Source organism: Parafilimonas sp. (genome assembly GCF_047606085.1).
GTDB lineage: Bacteria > Bacteroidota > Bacteroidia > Chitinophagales > Chitinophagaceae > Parafilimonas.
The window spans coordinates 65,152-82,678 of the sequence record NZ_JASGEX010000234.1; the positions used below are offsets into that span (position 1 = coordinate 65,152).

General features: G+C 40.8%; 12 protein-coding genes. 3 read left to right on the top strand and 9 right to left on the bottom strand.

The window, feature by feature from the left end:
- Positions 1 to 27: 27 nt before the first annotated feature.
- From QM629_RS21085 to QM629_RS21125, 9 genes are all read right to left on the bottom strand, one after another.
- Positions 28 to 1,761, bottom strand: coding sequence for a glycoside hydrolase domain-containing protein (locus QM629_RS21085; protein ID WP_415161891.1), 1,734 nt, complete (start codon positions 1,759 to 1,761; stop codon positions 28 to 30).
- A gap of 291 nt (positions 1,762 to 2,052) precedes the next feature.
- Positions 2,053 to 3,231: an AGE family epimerase/isomerase gene (locus QM629_RS21090; RefSeq protein ID WP_415161892.1), complete on the bottom strand. Its 1,179-nt coding sequence runs from the start codon at positions 3,229 to 3,231 to the stop codon at positions 2,053 to 2,055.
- A 146-nt stretch (positions 3,232 to 3,377) separates the two neighbouring features.
- Positions 3,378 to 5,462 carry a GDSL-type esterase/lipase family protein gene (locus tag QM629_RS21095; protein ID WP_415161893.1) on the bottom strand — a complete coding sequence of 695 codons (2,085 nt, stop codon included), beginning with the start codon at positions 5,460 to 5,462 and terminating at the stop codon, positions 3,378 to 3,380.
- Positions 5,463 to 5,506: 44 nt separating this feature from the next.
- Positions 5,507 to 6,670, bottom strand: coding sequence for a sialidase family protein (locus QM629_RS21100; protein ID WP_415161894.1), 1,164 nt, complete (start codon positions 6,668 to 6,670; stop codon positions 5,507 to 5,509).
- A 302-nt stretch (positions 6,671 to 6,972) separates the two neighbouring features.
- On the bottom strand, positions 6,973 to 8,244 hold the full coding sequence (locus tag QM629_RS21105) for an MFS transporter (RefSeq protein ID WP_415161895.1): 1,272 nt from the start codon (positions 8,242 to 8,244) through the stop codon (positions 6,973 to 6,975).
- Between the two features lie 21 nt (positions 8,245 to 8,265).
- Positions 8,266 to 9,369 (bottom strand): kelch repeat-containing protein, encoded by a 1,104-nt coding sequence (locus QM629_RS21110; protein ID WP_415161896.1) that lies wholly within the window; start codon positions 9,367 to 9,369, stop codon positions 8,266 to 8,268.
- Between the two features lie 42 nt (positions 9,370 to 9,411).
- A complete protein-coding gene (locus QM629_RS21115) occupies positions 9,412 to 10,356 on the bottom strand; it encodes a dihydrodipicolinate synthase family protein (protein ID WP_415161897.1) in 945 nt (314 codons plus the stop codon).
- Positions 10,357 to 10,383: 27 nt separating this feature from the next.
- Positions 10,384 to 11,904, bottom strand: coding sequence for a SusD family outer membrane lipoprotein NanU (gene nanU, locus QM629_RS21120; RefSeq protein ID WP_415161898.1), 1,521 nt, complete (start codon positions 11,902 to 11,904; stop codon positions 10,384 to 10,386).
- Positions 11,905 to 11,921: 17 nt separating this feature from the next.
- Positions 11,922 to 15,221: a SusC/RagA family TonB-linked outer membrane protein gene (locus QM629_RS21125; protein WP_415161899.1), complete on the bottom strand. Its 3,300-nt coding sequence runs from the start codon at positions 15,219 to 15,221 to the stop codon at positions 11,922 to 11,924.
- 119 nt (positions 15,222 to 15,340) lie between these two features.
- On the opposite strand from QM629_RS21125, the gene QM629_RS21130 reads away from it, so the two are divergent.
- The 3 genes from QM629_RS21130 (at position 15,341) to QM629_RS21140 (ending at position 17,490) form a co-directional block, all read left to right on the top strand.
- Positions 15,341 to 16,048: a FadR/GntR family transcriptional regulator gene (locus QM629_RS21130; RefSeq protein ID WP_415161900.1), complete on the top strand. Its 708-nt coding sequence runs from the start codon at positions 15,341 to 15,343 to the stop codon at positions 16,046 to 16,048.
- Entirely contained in the window at positions 16,041 to 16,277 is a 237-nt protein-coding gene (locus QM629_RS21135) for a hypothetical protein (protein WP_415161901.1), read from the top strand. The genes QM629_RS21130 and QM629_RS21135 overlap by 8 nt, the downstream gene beginning before the upstream one ends.
- A 139-nt stretch (positions 16,278 to 16,416) precedes the next feature.
- Positions 16,417 to 17,490, top strand: a complete 1,074-nt coding sequence (locus tag QM629_RS21140; protein ID WP_415161902.1) for a substrate-binding domain-containing protein — start codon at positions 16,417 to 16,419, stop codon at positions 17,488 to 17,490.
- Positions 17,491 to 17,527: the final 37 nt, after the last annotated feature.

The window sequence follows — 17,527 nt, forward strand, 5'->3', positions numbered from 1 at the left end:
CAATTATTAATCAAGGTGATTATAACCTCATTCATTCAAAACATTTTTTGCCTGTTCAATCATTTGCTGTGCAGGTGTTGATGATAATTTTTCGATGGTGAAAGTTTTTAATGCCGCCTCAAGCGCATTAAGTTTTACAGTTTCACCATTGTTTTTATAAGCGGTACGCAATATGTTTATCTTTTCAAAATCCTGGATGCCTTCAATCGTTTTTTCAAAACGTACAGACGATAAAGGGCCCGGGTAAACCTGGTAAGTATCGCCTGCAGGCCATGCTGTAAAACGGCTGTCTTTTAAAGGTGCTTCAGGCCAGCTGTTGTATGCCCAGCGCAGGTAGCCATCCATACCGGTTGCAGCCGTGTACCAGCCAATCCATACCGCTTCGTCGGGTGGGGAAAATGTAAAAAGGTTAGGATATTTTTCTGTACAGCAGGTGTACCAGGTGCTGGCTTTGCCCTGTTGTTTACGCGCCTGTAAAACACTGTCGGGAAACACCCATCGCGATGCCACACAATAATCATCAATATCATTTTCAATTTCGGGATGGTAATCGCCGGCCAATGAAATTTTCCAACCCGGGTCTATGGTTTTCAGCAATGCAATTACAGATTTCATTGCTTCCATAGGCCGCTCATCCATGGCGATAGCCGTAATATCAAACCAGCCTTTTTCTTTTAAATGCGCCGTAAAATCTTTCAGCATTGCGCCCCAGAATGCGTTGTATTCCGGTGTGCCGATAGCGCCCGTAAACACGGTATCATGCTGCAATAATTCATCATAATATTTGAAAGCGATCTTCCATGGCACCATGCTGTAGCAATTAATTCTTTGGGTAATGCCGCAGCTCATTACAAAAGAAATGTACCTGTCAAACAAGCTGTAATCATAGGCCCATGAACCATCACTTTTCCTTGTCCATTTTATAAGGCCGGGGTAATCATCATACGTCTGGTGACCCCAGGGTTCATCCACAATGCCTGCAGTAATTATTTTTTGGCCGGCATTGGCAAGCATGGTATAATATTTCCGCATCAGGTTAAAGTGTTTATCGCCCCAAAGCGGCACATTGTGCACTCTTGCAATTGCTGCAGGATGTTGCCAGAAATCCAGTTGAAAAGTCCAGTCCTTCGGATCAGGCAATATTTTATCAATAACCGTTAACGCTGCCTGCAACACATATTGCTTACCTGCTGTAACAACAATATTTCCTTTATACATTCCGGCCGGTGTGTTTGCAGGAATATGAATGCTTAACCAAATAGCTTGCGTTGTGTTTTTACTGATGCTTGATGAATGTATATCTGTGTTAATAATATCTGCTACTTCTGAAGAATCAAAATCTTTTGGATTGCGATAACCGCAGCCATTGCGAAACTCATCCGTTATAACATATTGTACAAAACCGGTAGAGATATTTTTACTGTTGATGGCATTGCCTTTGTCATCCTTCAAATCACCTGCATCAACTGTTATATTATTGATATTATTTTTTGAAGACACGACTATTTGCACATGCACTTTTTCATTCTTCCATGCCTTTACATTCCATGCATTCTTTTGTATGATATCTGGCGGAAGCTGTTGCGGAAAACGTATGGCGCTTTGGGCAAAGCTTACCACGGTATTCGCCGGCATTTTGTTCCACATTACAGTACGTTCAGCTTCGCTTATTTTTGGCGCTTTTTGCAATGCAAGACTAACATCCTGCGCTATGCTGTTTAAACCGGCAGCAATAAAAAGTATAAGCATTATATATTTCATCTGGAGGATATGGTTAGATAAACAATAAAACAGCCTTATAACAATCAATAGCTGCTATTGATTTACGCTGTTTAGCCAGTTGAAGGTAGCTGTTATACTATTTTTACATATTTGCAAACGATTGTGTAATTTTTAAAGAGAAGCTTTGAGTGAGACAGAAAGATTTGGCTTGCATAATTAATACAATCAGGAATTTAGTTTCCGTTGTAAAAGTTATTATACTTTAATTCATCGCGGAATAATGTTTATTGTTTGACGGGCAAACATTACAAACGGCAGCCTTATCATCAGCTATATAAATTTTTGAAGTATTTGCATGCAATACCATTCCTGCCTTGGCAGATGAAAAGGCCCTTTGAATAAATTGCCCTTTGCTGTTTGCGCTATCGTTCCATCACGGTGCAGGTAACCGTACCATTCACCGTTATTTTTATCATGAAAATGGTTGTAAGCATAGTCATGTATCATCTTATGCCAGGTTGCGTATTTTTCATTGCCTGTAATTAAGTAAGCAAGTAATGTTGCAATAATAGTTTCATTTTGCGGCCACCAGAATTTCATATCCTGCCAGTATTCCTGTACAGGTTTGTTATAAACATCGCGAAAATATAAGATGCCTCCATGTTCATTATCCCAGCCACGTTCCCACATATAATCAAGCATTTTGCAGCCCAGTTCAATTAAATGCGCATCATTATTTCTATACATCGCTTCATGCAGAATAAACCAGGCGCCTTCAATGGCATGGCCGGGGTTTAACGTTCTTCCATCAATGTGATCAATGATGCTGCCATCGGGCGCCACCTGCTCCATTACACAGCGTATATCATCTTTTACAAAATAAGCTTCAATCTCTTTTATCCATTTTTCAATGTATGCATCACAACGTTCATCGCCAATCGTTTCCCGTAATTGCTGTGCCGTATTTATCATTATCATCGGCACGCCAATACCCTTGGCTTTGCGTGTTTCAGTAAATTTTGGCGTTAAGTTTTTCTCGCCTGTTGCGTAGGCAATGCATTCACCAAAAACTTTTCGTGCATTGTTCGTCGCTTCTTCATCGCCGCTTGCCCTGGCATAAGCTGCAGCAGCAATCACATAAAAAGTTTCAGAGAAAAAGTACCTTCTTTTACGAATAGGTTTGCCATCCCTTGTTACATGAAAAAACATTTGCCCATCACTGTCAAAACAATATTTATTTAAAAAATCATAACCCAGCTTTGCGCCTTCCAGCCATTCCTGTTTTTTTTCAATGGTATTATACAAAGTTGATAACAGCCACGTGGCGCGACCCTGTATCCATACGGCTTTATCATCATCAATCAAAGTGCCATCGGCATCCCGCATTAATAAATAGCCGCCATGTTCCATATCATAAGAACGCGGAAACCAAAACGGGATCGTATCGTTCAATAATTGATTGGTATAAAAATTTTTCAGTTCAGTTAAATGTTGTGTTGAATAAGCCATAAAAATATTTTACTGATAAACCCAAACGCTTATCATATTGTTCTGCGATTAATTTAAAAACCGGTCTGACATTTTGGAAAGTATTAAGCAATTCATAGACGTTGCAGAAAGCGTCTGACCGCACGCTACATATTCAATCAAATTCATCATTCTATCTTCAACCTGAATGTAGATGCAGGAAGGTTTGCACCGTTCACCAAATTAGCATCCGTATAAGGCTCCCATCCATACAATACTTCAGTTATTGCATCATTTTTATCAATTGGAATAATCACTTTATTATTTTGAATAAATGCATTTGCCTCCACCAGTATTCCCTTTTCATTCATTAATTTAAAACCACGCAAAGCCCCGCTGTCACTGGTTTTAAGGCCATCTGCATATTGAAAAAAAATTATGATTTGATTATTTTGCTGAACAGTTTTCAACGGCATGGGCCCGTAAGGAACAACATTTTTTTGCTGATAAGTGAAATGAAGCGCCAGCGCTGCCAGCCTTTCCCCCACCGGTTTTTTATTGTGCGGATGCACATTGGTTGAATCGCCTACATCGCTGCTAACGGCCATGCCTGAATTAGGGATCATTTTCAATAATTGCAACTGGCTGTAACGAAATGAGGCCCACGAAGGGCGGTTAAGCGAAGACAATTGCACATAATAAAAAGGGAAATCATAGCCCCATTGTTTTCGCCAGCTCTTTACCAGTTCTGGAAAAACAGTTGTATGCAGTTCAATATTGTGCGCATTGCTTTCGCCCTGGTACCAGGTTATACCCGCAATGGGAAAATCAACAAACTGTTTTATTCCTGCTTCGTAATTATAACAGGGTTCATAAGGATGCCGCTGTTTGATATTCGTTGCCTTGTTTAAATTGGTATCTGCCCTTTCCCTAACCCAGGGCTGAAAAAAATCTGATTTACGCCAGTTGCTCAATTCATTTACCAACACCGGGTGATATTCCATAGTATAACGGTCAATCCATGATTCTGTGGTAGAGCCGCCAACCGCCACTTCAATTAAACCAACAGGCACATGCAGTTGCTGCTGTAATTTTTTTCCGAAATAATATGCAACTGCGGAAAAGTTTTTTGCATGATCAGAATCGCATTGCTGCCAGGCGCCGGAAAAATATTCAAGCGCATTTACTTTTTGCAGAATGGATGAATCCCATGCATCATTATCTGTTTCTGCAATGGGCTGCATCTTCAATAAATGAAGCGTATTGTTTTTTTCAGCAGCCTGCATTTCACCTGCACCGTTTATGGCGCTGCTCAAAGGAAAATACATATTGCTCTGGCCGGAACACAACCACACTTCACCAACTAAAATATCATCAACTAAAATTTTTTTATCAGTAGTTGCAAAACTTGCAGAAAAAGGCCCGCCTGCTTGCATGGCAGGAAATTTAACATTCCATTTTCCATTATCATCTGCAACAATCGTCTGCTGATTTTTATTAAAGCTGATGTTGATCTTTTCGCCGGCATTGGCAATGCCATAAAATTTTATGGGTTTATTTCTTTGCAAAACTATATGTGATGAAAACACAGAAGCCAGTTGCAACCCGCCAAAATCCCCCGTTATTTTTTCATAAACAGTCTTTGCCAAAATAGCTGCGCCTTCTTCGTTGGGATGCAATGCATCGGGAAATAAATCGGGGCGGTTGTATAATGGTATGTGAAGGTCTATCAGGCCGGTATTATTCGCTTTGGCAATCTGTGGAATCAGTTCCTGTATTTGCCAGGACCAATCCCTTGTTCCTGATTTAAACCGCGGATGATCGCTGAAGATGGGCGTGAGTTTACAGATAAAAATTTTTACTGAAGGGTTCGCTTTGCGGATAGTATCAATGAGCCAGGCATAATCCGGCATAAACTCATCGCGATAGTTGGGCCAGTTGCGCGGATCGGTATCATTCAATCCAAGATGAATAATGGCAACATCAGGATGAAACGATAACGCGTCTTCAAATTCTTTGGTTTTATAATATGGGTTATGCCCTTTACGTAAAAGCGTAGCGCCGCTGTGGCCAAAATTCTTTACCGAATATTTTTCACCCAATAATTTTTGAAGCTGTGCGGGATATGATGTAAGCTGCGGGTTTTTATGGCCATAACCATAGGTTACCGAATTGCCAATACAGGGCACTTTTATTGACGTTTGTGCCAATGAAAAAACAGATATAATACAAAACAGCAGCGAGGATAAAGATTTTTTTGTAATTACGTTCATGCGCATTGGTAAACTTGCTTTGTATAATTCATGTTGTATAATTTTTACTTCCACTTCACTGCTGTAAAAACAATTTCTTTATAGCCATTCCTTTCGTATAACACGCCAATTGCACGCTTGTTTAGCTTCACCAAATCGGAGTAAGCGGTAAAATCTTTTTCATTTCCACCAGGGCTTTTATCTACCACAATGGCTTTACTCCATGTTTTTCCATCATTATAACTGATGCGCAGCGTAAGATTATCCCTACGTTGTGTATCTGCTGCATTACAAAAAGCAATAATGTGCTTTCCCTTCTTTGTACCAATATTTAAAATGCTTCCCTGGTTTACAGGGTCAACAAGTGTCTCATCAATGTATGTTGTATCCCAGGTTGCGCAGCCATCGCTGCTGATGGAAACAATTCTTGCTTTCACATTTCCGCTTTGGTTGCGGCTGTTCATCATTAATTTATTATTGCTCAACTCCGCCGCCATAGATTCATTGCTTCCGGGGTAATTGACCGTTGCGCTTAGATGAAAAGTTTTGCCATGATCGTCGGTATAAAAACCATGCGCTTCATAATCTGTAAAATGTGGTTGCGGCCCACCTGCAGAATGATTGGCGGCGACAAAAATCCTTCCTTTAAATTTTCCGCTTTGAAATTGCATGGCATGGCCGGGTGTATTGGCATAGCTTCTCCAGTCTTCCGTAAAATTGTAGGCTGTATTTATTTGCGGTTGTCTGGGGCGATGCACCTGTGCTGTAATGTTCACGGCATCACTCCATGTATCACCGTTATCGGTTGATGTTTTATACCATACTTCACGCAAACCGTTTCCTTTTCTTACTTCGCCTTCATGATTGTTACCAGTATTATAAAATAAAAAAATGCGGCCGTTTGGATAGCAGGGATCAGTAAGGTCAACAACCGGTGCAGGGTTGCCTGCCTGCAATGAATCAGCATCTGCAATGGTTTGTAAAGACGACCATGTTTTGCCGCCATCGGTACTATGCTTCATTACAATATTGATGTCGCCAAAATCGCCGGCGCCGTTTACCCTGCCTTCGCAAAAGGCCAGCAGTTTTCCATCGGGCAAACCAATGATTGCAGGAATACGATAGCTTTTATGCCCTTCTGTTCCTGAAACAAAAACAGGAATTTTTTGCTGCGCAAAACTTTGTATGCATGAACAAAAGAAAAGCAGGCTGATCAATAAATATCTCATTATATAATTAATTTAGAATTGTGTGGATAGGTGTCTGACACCTCGTGCCGCTCATTATTCATCTTTTGATTACCGGTCTGACGCTTTGAAGCGTTTGACCACGTTACACGGTTGCTATTTTTTCTTTGGCCATAAACAATAATCTGAAAGATGCATCATATTGCTGCCATGAAAAACAACAGTACAAGGGAGGCCACGATTAAAATCGGGATAGATGACCAACGAAGCTCAATCGAAGTTCATTTGCCGGTAACCAAAGAATAAATTCAAACAACTTTTATACTTCAATGTTTATTCAAGCTTTAAACATCATCATCATTTACTGCCGCTTTTGGCCGCAAAAAATATAACTGAATAAGCAACGCCACCAATACAATACCGCTCAGCATCGCAAAGCTTTCACCCAGGTTACCTGCATCAGTTGATTTGCCTAAAATATCTGTGATGAATGCGCCTGCAAACACACCGGCCATGTTCATTAATCCATAAGCGGTGGCTCTGTATTGCGGTGACACAAACTGGCAGAGTATCGGCATATTGTTCGCATCAAACATGCCATATCCAAAGCCAAAACAAAATGCTGCGCCAATAACATTAAAGAGTGATTCTCCAAAGCCAATCAGCAACAATGCGGGAATGGTTAATGCCAACCCGGTGGCGCTGGTATAAATCCTGCCGCGTATATTTTTTTGCACCCATTTGTCTGATAAGATGCCGCCAAAGATTACGCCCAAAAAAGAAGATGCGGCAATGGTAATGGTTGAAAGCGGGCCTGCCGCCGGCATATCAATCTTTAAATTACTGGCAAATAAAGTAGGCAGCCAGTTCTTGACACCCCAGCCCGGCAGCGATGGAACAGCAAAATAAAAAAGTATAATCCAGAACGAGGTATTGGTGAATAAAACACCAAAACCTTTTAGCAATGATGCTTTGTTTTGAGAAGCATTCACCGCTTTGAATTGTGTTCTGGTTTCTTTTAAAAAAATGATGAGCACAAGCGCATATATAACGCCGGTTAAGCCAAACCAGTGAAAGGTTTGATGCCACGAAAACTTAGCGGCGATGGTGGCGCCAAAACCACCCAGCGCCTGCCCCATATACAAGCCCGTCATGTGCATGCCGATGGCAAGCGAACGGGTTTTATCGGTATGATAATCGGCTATCAACGATAAACCTGCAGGAATATACAAAGCTTCGCTGATGCCCATAATGGCACGCAGCCAGTATAGCTGGCTGAAAGCTGTTGCATACCCCATCATGTATGTTACACCGCTCCATACAAAAAGGCTGGCCACAATCAGCCATTTGCGGTTGAGCTTATCAGCTATCATTCCGGATACCGGGCTCATAAAGCCGTATATCCAGAGAAAGACGGCCATGAGGCGGCCGAAGTTGGTTGCGGATTGCAGTTCGGTAATATCCACCTGCATGGAAGGCCTCATGGTGCTGAGCATTTGCCTGTCCATATAGTTTAATAAAGCCACTACCCACAGCAGCGCAACGACAATCCACGCAGCCCCCTTACCCCCTGAAGGGGGAGCTGTAACATGCGCTATTTTTTTATTTGTTATCATGCACAACCATCACTCCATATTTTATTTTACATTCATTTTCGCCGATAAAATCTGCGGCGTTCTTACGCCTGCTTTTATTTCGCCGCCGGGAATAAATATCATATCATTCCACTTTACGGCTGTTGTTGTTACAGGCGCAGTAAACGGAATAGAATCAATTGCTGTCCATTTATCTTCAATTGTATTGTATGCAAGCACCGCCTTACTAAAGCCGGGATGGGAAGATTGCAACTGCTTTTTTTCTTCAATTAACTGTTGCTTTTTTGTTCCGTCCGTTATTGTATTAATCTCCGCTATAATTTCTTCTGTTTTATGAAAGATTATCCCTTTGTCGCCGCCAAACAATATAATGTTGTGATGGCCTGCTGCAACACCTGTTCCTGCAGAAAGTGTATATGGCAATGATTGTTTTTGTGACCATTTATTTTTATTCAAATTGAATTCAAAAGTATAAGCATATAAATCGCTGATGCCATTATCATTCTTCTTCCTGCCGCCGATAAGATAAATACTTGTATCAATACCATTGAATTGCGTAACCATCACCGCGTATGAAACAGGATGCATTAAATGCGGCAGGCTTTGCCATCCTTTTGTGGTATCATTTAAGTCAAGCATTAAAAGTTTATCAGATACTGCATTTGATAATTCACCGCCTGCCAGGTACACTTTATTGTTATAATATATGATAGCAGCATTGGTAACAGCAAAAGGAAGCTCAGGTAAATACGTTGTAATTACACTATCTGCTTTATTTATCTCAATCAATAATACTTTATTGCTGATGCCTGTTTCGTTTTCGCCGCCTGCAACCACAATGCCCTTCGGTGTGCTGCAGGATGCGGCATACGCAAGATTGAAGGGCAGGCTGAATGATTTATTATAAACAAGTGAATCTTCATTCGCTTTGTTATAAATGTATCCTTCGCTGTAATATTTTTTCTTACCACCAAGCCAGGGCATGCCATCAGGAAAGTTGGAACCGCCTGCAACAATAAGCCTGTTATTGCTCACACCTGTTGCAGGGCCTGCAAGGCCTTTGCCCGCCTGCGGCAATTCACCCGCCAGCTTCCATTCCATTGCAGTTATATCAGCATGCGTACATGCGCAAAAAATCAAACTCATGCAGAGTGCAGGTAAAATGTTATTGATAAAATAATGCATTCTTTATTGTGCTGTTGCTGCCGCAGGCATGCGTGAACAAAAGCTTGTAAAGTTTAATTGTTCCACATCTTTCTTAAACAATTCGAAAGACTGCCTGCTCATGTTCTTGACAGGCAACCTGAATCCGCCGCAATCAAGGCCAATCAATTTCATATAAGCTTTGCCCGTTGCAATGCCGCCATATTTGCCAAGTAACCGTATCATATCAATGGATTGCTGTTGCAATGACTGTGCTGTTTTTAAATCATTCTTATTAAAAGCCTCAATTAAACTGTGGTACAATGGCGCTGCATAATTGAAGGTGCTGCCCACAGCGCCTGTTGCGCCTGTTGCCAGCGCTGCCAGCATGTTCTCATCCCTGCCCCAAAGCATATCGTATTTGCCGTTTTTAAAATGCAGGCAGGAAAGGAAATCCATAAAGTCTTCATGCGTGTATTTAATGCCGGCAAAATTTGGTATGTCACCATCAATGGCCTGCAGCAGGTCAATCATAGGAAAGCCAACGCCATTCAGCACCGGGATATGATAATAATAAAAAGGCATGCCCGGCACTTCATCAGCAATGGTTTTGCAACATTCAGCCAGTACCTGCACGGTTGATGGCTTAAAATAAAACGGCGCTGTAAATGAAATCGCATAAATGCCTGCCTGCTTTGAAAATTTTGCGAGGTCAATACAGTCGCTGAGGCAGGTGCCGCCAATTAATGCCATTACCTTGAAGTCATTATCGTGTTTTGTACAATCTGTCCATGCGCTTATCATCTCTTTCTTTTCAGCAAGCGTTAAAGAAACTCCCTCTCCTGTTGAACCACAGATAAAAGCGCCGGTGTTCTGATTTGTTTTTAATAACCTGTAGTAATAAGGTATGACTGATAAGTTTAAAGACCCATCCTTATGCATTGGTGTAAAGGGAGCAGCAATAAGGCCGCCTAAATGTTGTATTTCCATGTATATAACTAATATATGTTTTTAACTTTAAAAACTGGCATAACCGGTTGTTTGTACGAGGGCACTATTGTTGGTTAAAGAAGACCTGTCAATAGGCCACAACAATTTATAGGATTCTGATGATAACACGGAGGTATGCTCAAATACGTAATCGTCTCCCATTCTTCTCAAATCATACCAGCGTTTGCCTTCAAGAATAAATTCATATAAACGCTCCTGCAAAATTGCTTCATAAGGGTCGCTGTCTATTGCCTGGTTAGGATAACCATTTACAGATGCATCGTACGCGCTGCCAAAAGCCCTTGCCCTTACCTGGTTTATTTCTGTGGCAGGGCTTTCACCAAGCATTACTTTGGCTTCAGCCAGCAGTAAGAGCAAATCAGCATACCGGTAAATAATAAAATCGTTTGTATAATAACGCACACTTGAACTTTGTTCGCCTGAGTATTTACCTGCAAAACAACCTGCGATGGTATATTCAGTTCCGCTTAAAGTATAGGCAGCTTGTATAGACACCCATTTACGGGTGTCTGCATCATCAAATTTCCTGAAAGTTGAAATTAAAACCGGCGCCCGCAGCAGGCCGCCCCAATTGTCTGTTGATGTATTAAACTGCCTGTTTTCCACTGAATCGTAATAATTGGCTATAAGGCCGGTTTGCGGAACAAAATAGGTGGATATGAATGATTGTGTTGCTTCATTCAGTAAATATCGTGAAGCAAAAATTACTTCATCATTCCCGCGATTGGTGGTAGAAAAGATGTCTTCATAATCTGATAAAAGCGATAGAGCACTTACATTAGCCTGTATATCAGTTAATGCATTTTCGGCTATGGCAGCATCTGCAGTTCCCCCGTCTCTGTGGGCAGTCCATAAATACACTTCCGCTTTTAGCATAAGCGTTGCGGGCTTGCTCCAGAACGATTTAGTGTTCATGAAAGAATAATCTGTTCCAAAATTTGTTTCAGAACTATCTATATCCTCTTTTATAAGCAGCATTACATCACTTGCCGGAGAGGCTGCTTTAGCCAGAGAAGATACATCAATGTTTGTAACAGGGTCGGTTTGAATTACCACATCGCCCCAGCTTCTTACCATTTGAAAGTAATAAAAAGCCCGCAGGCCATACGCTATTCCAAGGTAATAATTTTTGTCGGCGCTGGTAAGCACGGTCGTTGAATAAATTTTATTTATCAACAGGTTAATTTGATTAATATTATAATAAAAGCCACCGAAATTACTTACAACAGGATTATCTAAAGTTAAGGTTTGATTCCAGGCGTTTTCCAGTCCCTGTGTAGCTTCTCCTGTAAATGCAGTAGAGGAGCCGGGGTCGGTGCCGAAAATATCTGAACGAAGTTCACCAAGAAACAAAAAGTACACGTTATCACTCCTAAACTGTGTGTGAACGCCTGTTACAAAAGCATCGAACTGGTCTGCCGTTTTCCAATAATTTGCATCTGAAATGCTGCTTTCCGGCGAAAGGTCAAGCGCTTTTTTGCAGGCGCTCAGTGATAATATGCTGAGGAGAATAATATAATTCTTCATATAAATTTTTTATTGCATTAAAAATTAACGTTAAGGCCAAACACAAATGTTTTGGGCGTGGGGTATGTACCGGAATAGATACCCGTAATAACACCGCTGGTATTAACCGGAGGTTCCGGCGAAGGGCCGCTGAATTTGGTTATGTAAAAGAGATTATTTGCGCTTACAAACAATTTTGCCGACAGGTTCTCTAAAGCATTTACTTTAAAAAAGCTTTTTGGTAATGTGTAGGATAATGAAATTTCCCGGCAGGCCAGGTAATCTCCCTTTTCGTAAAACCTCGAATTGTTGCTGTTTAGTGCAGCGTTGGCATTATTAGACCGTGTATAATTTTTTTTGCCGAGGGGCGCAGATACCTGGTCGGCATAATACACTTTGGGAATATCGGTGTTTGTATTGGTTTCAGTCCATGACCTTTTTTGTAATTCAATATAATTGAATGTTCCCTGGTAATTGCCCAGCGTTCTGGCCACTAAATCGTTGTATATGGTATGGCCCAATGCAAAATCAAAGCGTGCATAAAAAGAAAACCCTTTATAAGAAAGATTTGTAGAAAAGCCACCTGTCCATTTAGGGTTAATGTTGCCCATATATACCTGGTCCCTTGAGTCTATGGTATCGTTCTGGTCCACGTCCAGCCAGTTTACATCGCCCGGCGTTATTTTTCCGGCGCCGCTTGAAAGGTTTGGCCCGGAAATATCGGCAACGGCATCGTAACGGTTGCCGGCAATTTTTTCAACCTCATCATCGTCTTTAAAAATGCTCACCTGTTTATAGGCATAAATTGCGCCCATGGCCTGCCCTTCCTGCAAGCCGCCCACCCATACCACTTCACCTTGCTTTGGATCATAAACCTGCAAACCGCCCTGCCTGTTATTGTCATTGCCATTATAGGGCAACTGCAAAATTTTATTCTTTACAAAAGAAGCATTGGTGCTCACACTCCAGCTAAACCCTTTGGGCGAAGTAATAATATTGGCATTCACCGTTACTTCATACCCCTTGTTTTGCAGCGTGCCCAGGTTGGTTGTAACCGAGCTGAAGCCAAGATAGCTGGGCAGTGATAAATCTGTAAGTAAATCGCTTGTTTTCCTGTTGTAATAATCGAAGATGACAGCAATCTTGTCTTTCAGCAAGCCAATATCAGCGCCAATATCAAAGGTTTTACTTTTTTCCCATTTAAGGTCGCTGTTTATTACACTGGAATTAAGAAAACCGGTACTGCCATTATAGGTGCCCTGCGAACTGTAAACACCCTGCACCTCATAACGGCCCAGTCCTGAAATATTACCATTCTGACCGTAGCTTATACGAGGCTTAAGGGAAGATATGATATTGCTAACATTTGATTGCCTGAACCATTCTTCTTTGTGCACATTCCAGCCGGCAGACATACCGGGAAAATAACCAATACGGTTATCATAAGCAAGGCTGGATGCGCCATCTTCGCGAAGTACGAATGTCAGCAGGTATTTCTCCATAAAGTCATAATTAATCCTGCCAAAATTGGAGATCATTTTATATTCGGTACGGGTAGTATAATTATCGCCTGAAGCAAAAGTGGTTGATGCATTTGCGGTTTCAATATCATCTGTTGCAGCGCTTGTGCCATACACCTGCATGGCATAAGCTTTCGTATCATAATATTCGCTTCCCAGCATAACATTCAGGTGATGCTTTTCTGCAAAGGTTTTGGTGTAGTTGATTATAACATTATACTGCTGCTGAAAATCCCTGCCAAAATAAGAAATGGAAGGACGGGTTGTGCTGTTGTATGTTTGTGGATCTGCATAAATATTTGTGTATAGCTGTGTTGCCTCCTGGAAGGATTGTGATAAGGTTTCGGCCAGGTAAAAATTACCTGTTCCTTTTATATAAAGGCCCGGCAAAACATCCCATTTAACAGCGGCATTGGCAGAAATCCTGTTCACTTCGTTGCTGCGATGATATTTGCTTAACCAGTATAAAGGGTTGCCGTCGCTTATACCATTGCCCGGGTTAGGCAGCGTTTTGGCGCTGTCCATCCAGGGATTGAATGTTGGCCACAAGGCAAGCGTGCGGTATAAGGTATTTACCTCTGAGCTAACCACGCCAATTTGCGATGAGGTTGACATGGTTGCGCCGGTACTAACCTCCACGTTGGGCTTTACCTTATACGAGCCGTTAATGTTACCCGAATAACGTTTGTAATATGAACCCACAATTGTGCCATCTTCATTATAATAATCAAATGATGCCAGGTATTTAGCTTTGTCGTTGCCACCGGAAACATCAATATAATGATCCTGTGTATTGGTGTTCCGGAATACGATGTCTTCTACTTCACCGCTATGGTCTTTAAAGATTATTGTACCGCCATAAGGATCGCCAACGGTATCCCAACCCTTATCTAAAAGATAGGCATTATCTGAACTGTATGAGCGGATATCAAATGTAGCCAGGTTGGCATCATCGGTAAGCAAGCCATAGCCCCTGGATGCGTTTACCTGTGCCAGCGTTCTCCCGGAATTGAGATTGCCCAGGCGGTTATAATAAATGTAATCATGTGCATTTAAGTATGTATACCCCTCTCTCCTCTGGTTATACCCATGGGTATATTTATAAGAAATTTCCGCCTTGCCGGTTTTGCCCTGTTTGGTGGTAATAAGAATAACGCCATTGTTTGCCCGTGCCCCGTAAATGGCCGTGGCGGCGGCATCCTTAAGCAGTTCAACAGAGGCAATGTCTTCTGATGCTATATCATTATAAGAACGTATTACGCCATCAATAATCACAAGCGGCGAACCGGGGCTGCTGATGGAAGCACCACCCCTGAGTATAAGCAAGGGTGAAGAACCCGGCGTGCCGCTGGAGTTTACTACCTGTAAACCCGGAACAGATCCTTGCAGCGCTGTGCCGATATTGGAACGCGGCGCCGTCTCAAGCACTTTGTTATCCAGCTTTGCAATAGCACTGGTTACATTTCTCCTGTTTTGGGTACCATACCCTACTACTACAACTTCACCCAGTTTGCCGGCATTTGATATAAGACTGATTGTAAAACTCGAATTCTCGCCAACAGGCACTTCCTGCGAAGTGAATCCAACATAAGAAACCTGAAGTACATCAGTTGGTTCTGCGTTGATGGAAAAGTCGCCGGCGTTGCTGGTAGAAGTTCCGGCAGGTTTTCCTTTTACAGAGATGCTAACGCCGGCAAGTGGACCGCCATCGTCCGCTGAAATAACCTTTCCTGTTATGGTTTTTGACTGTGCAATAGACGTAACTGCAACAAGCAGGCACACAAAAAACGCAAGTAATTTTTTTGACAATAAATTCATAGCAATTTAATTTTGTATTATGTACTACATAATACAAATGTAATATTTAAAATGAATTGCCGAAAAAAATTTATCTTTTTTTAATAATTGGAAAATTGGTTGTTTAGCAATTTATTTATATGGATACAAATAATTTAAAATACAATTTTCAATCACTTGACAAAAGTTCGCTGGTTGATAAGGTAGAATCAAAACTTGTGGAACTATTGCAAAAACGCAAGCTAAAAGTTGGTGATAGTATTCCGAAAGAAGTGGAGCTGGCTGAAACCCTGGGTGTGAGCAGAACTGTTATACGTGAAGCTTTATTGCGCTTGAGAATGATGGGGCTGATTGATTCAAAAAAGAAAAAAGGGGCGGTAGTCACAAGCCCCGATGTTTTTGCTACTCTCAGTAAAAGCATGAATCCCCATATTCTTGACCAGGATACATTGAGGGAGATGTTTGAGATTAGATTAGTTCTGGAAATTGGTATGGCAGACCTTTTATTCTATAGGATCACGAAGGAAGATATTGAAGAATTAAAAAAAATAGTGCAGAATGAACCACCGGCTACACAATACCATTTATTTAATATTGAACATGAAATTGCTTTTCATGGAAAGTTATACGAAATAACTGGCAACGAAACAATGAAAAAGTTTCAAAAATTATTACTGCCCATTTTTGACTATGTACATAAAAGTGGGTTACTAAAAAAGCAGCCGCAATTAAAAACATTTATCTCGCATAAGGAACTTATAAGCATTCTTGAAAAAGGCAATCCAGAACTTTTTAGAAATGCGATGCGTAATCATCTGCAAAATCATTTTGCAAGATTGTTTGAGTGACAGTAATTATTATAGCAGCAATGCCAACCGGATGGATTATAGCTATTACAAAGCGATAGGCGCAGGCATTATTGGTTCAGGATCCATAGAGTCAGCACATAGAACTGCAGTGCAAAAACGGATGAAACAACCCGGACAACGTTGGAGTTATGAAGGCGCTCAAAAAATGCTAAACCTAAGGGTGATTAAAATGAATTGGCCAATGGAACAAAATAATAAAGATGGTTAAAACTGATTTTAAACGAGCCACTTAAATTGCGACAATTTGGAATGCACCCTATATGCCTCTAAAATGATTTGATTAAGTTTGTCAAAGCAGAATTAGCCAAGGAACGTTTAATAAATTTGTTTTTAGTATTAAGATTATAATGGAAAAAAATAAAGAGAAGGTTACAGCAGGAGTTAAAGAAATAGCCAGGTTGGGTAAAGTGTCTATCGCTACCGTTGACAGAGTAATACACAACAGGGGCGGCGTTTCCAAGAAAACAAAAGCTAAAATTCAATCTATCATTGAAAAATTAAATTATCAACCCAATGTGCTTGCTCAAAGGTTGGCACTTACTTCCCGTGGTACTATTCGCTTAGCCGTTCTTTTGCCAGCTATATCGGAAGAAACAGAATTTTGGCAGGCACCTTTGGATGGTGCAAAACAAGCTTTAGATGAAATAAAGCAATATGGAATACATATTGAACAATTTTTGTTTGATCAAAACGATCAAAAATCATTTAGTAAACAAGTTAAAAACCTTATTAAATTTAAGGCTGATGGCATTCTTTTTACACCAACCTTTCCCGAAGAATCAACTAAATTAATTGAAAGAGCAGAAAAGACAGGAACACCTTATGTACTCATCAACGCTGATATCCCGCAGACAGATACACTTTGTTATATTGGGGCTGAAATATTCAGCAGCGGCTATATTGCAGCGCAACTCGTACATTATTGTATTGATGAAAAAAAGAAAGTACTTGTTGCCAATATTGCTGCAGAGATAGACAACAATTATGCAATTCTCAGAAAGGAAGAAGGTTTTATGAATTACTTCAAAGATAATAATCTGCCTAACGAAGTGCTATCATTTAAAACCACTCAAACGAGCTATTCATCTGTTTCCAAAAGATTAAGTGGGCTGATAAAAAAACAAAATGATATTGGAGCTATCCTGGTTACAAACTCACGTGTGTCTGTAGTTGCAAAGTATTTGGAGAGTGCGGGATTAAAAGATATTATTTTGCTGGGGTATGATTTTATAAATGAAAATATAACTTACCTGAAAAAGGGATTTATTGATTTTCTTATTTGTGAAAAACCGCAGGAACAGGGTTACCGCGGTATTATGGCTCTCTTTCAATACCTGGTTTTTTCCAAACCAATGGAAAAAAAATATTTCATGCCGATTGACATCATCACAAAAGAGAATTATCAGTTTTATCGTAACTAATACTTAAGCTTTTTATAAAAACGGTTTTTGCATTTTT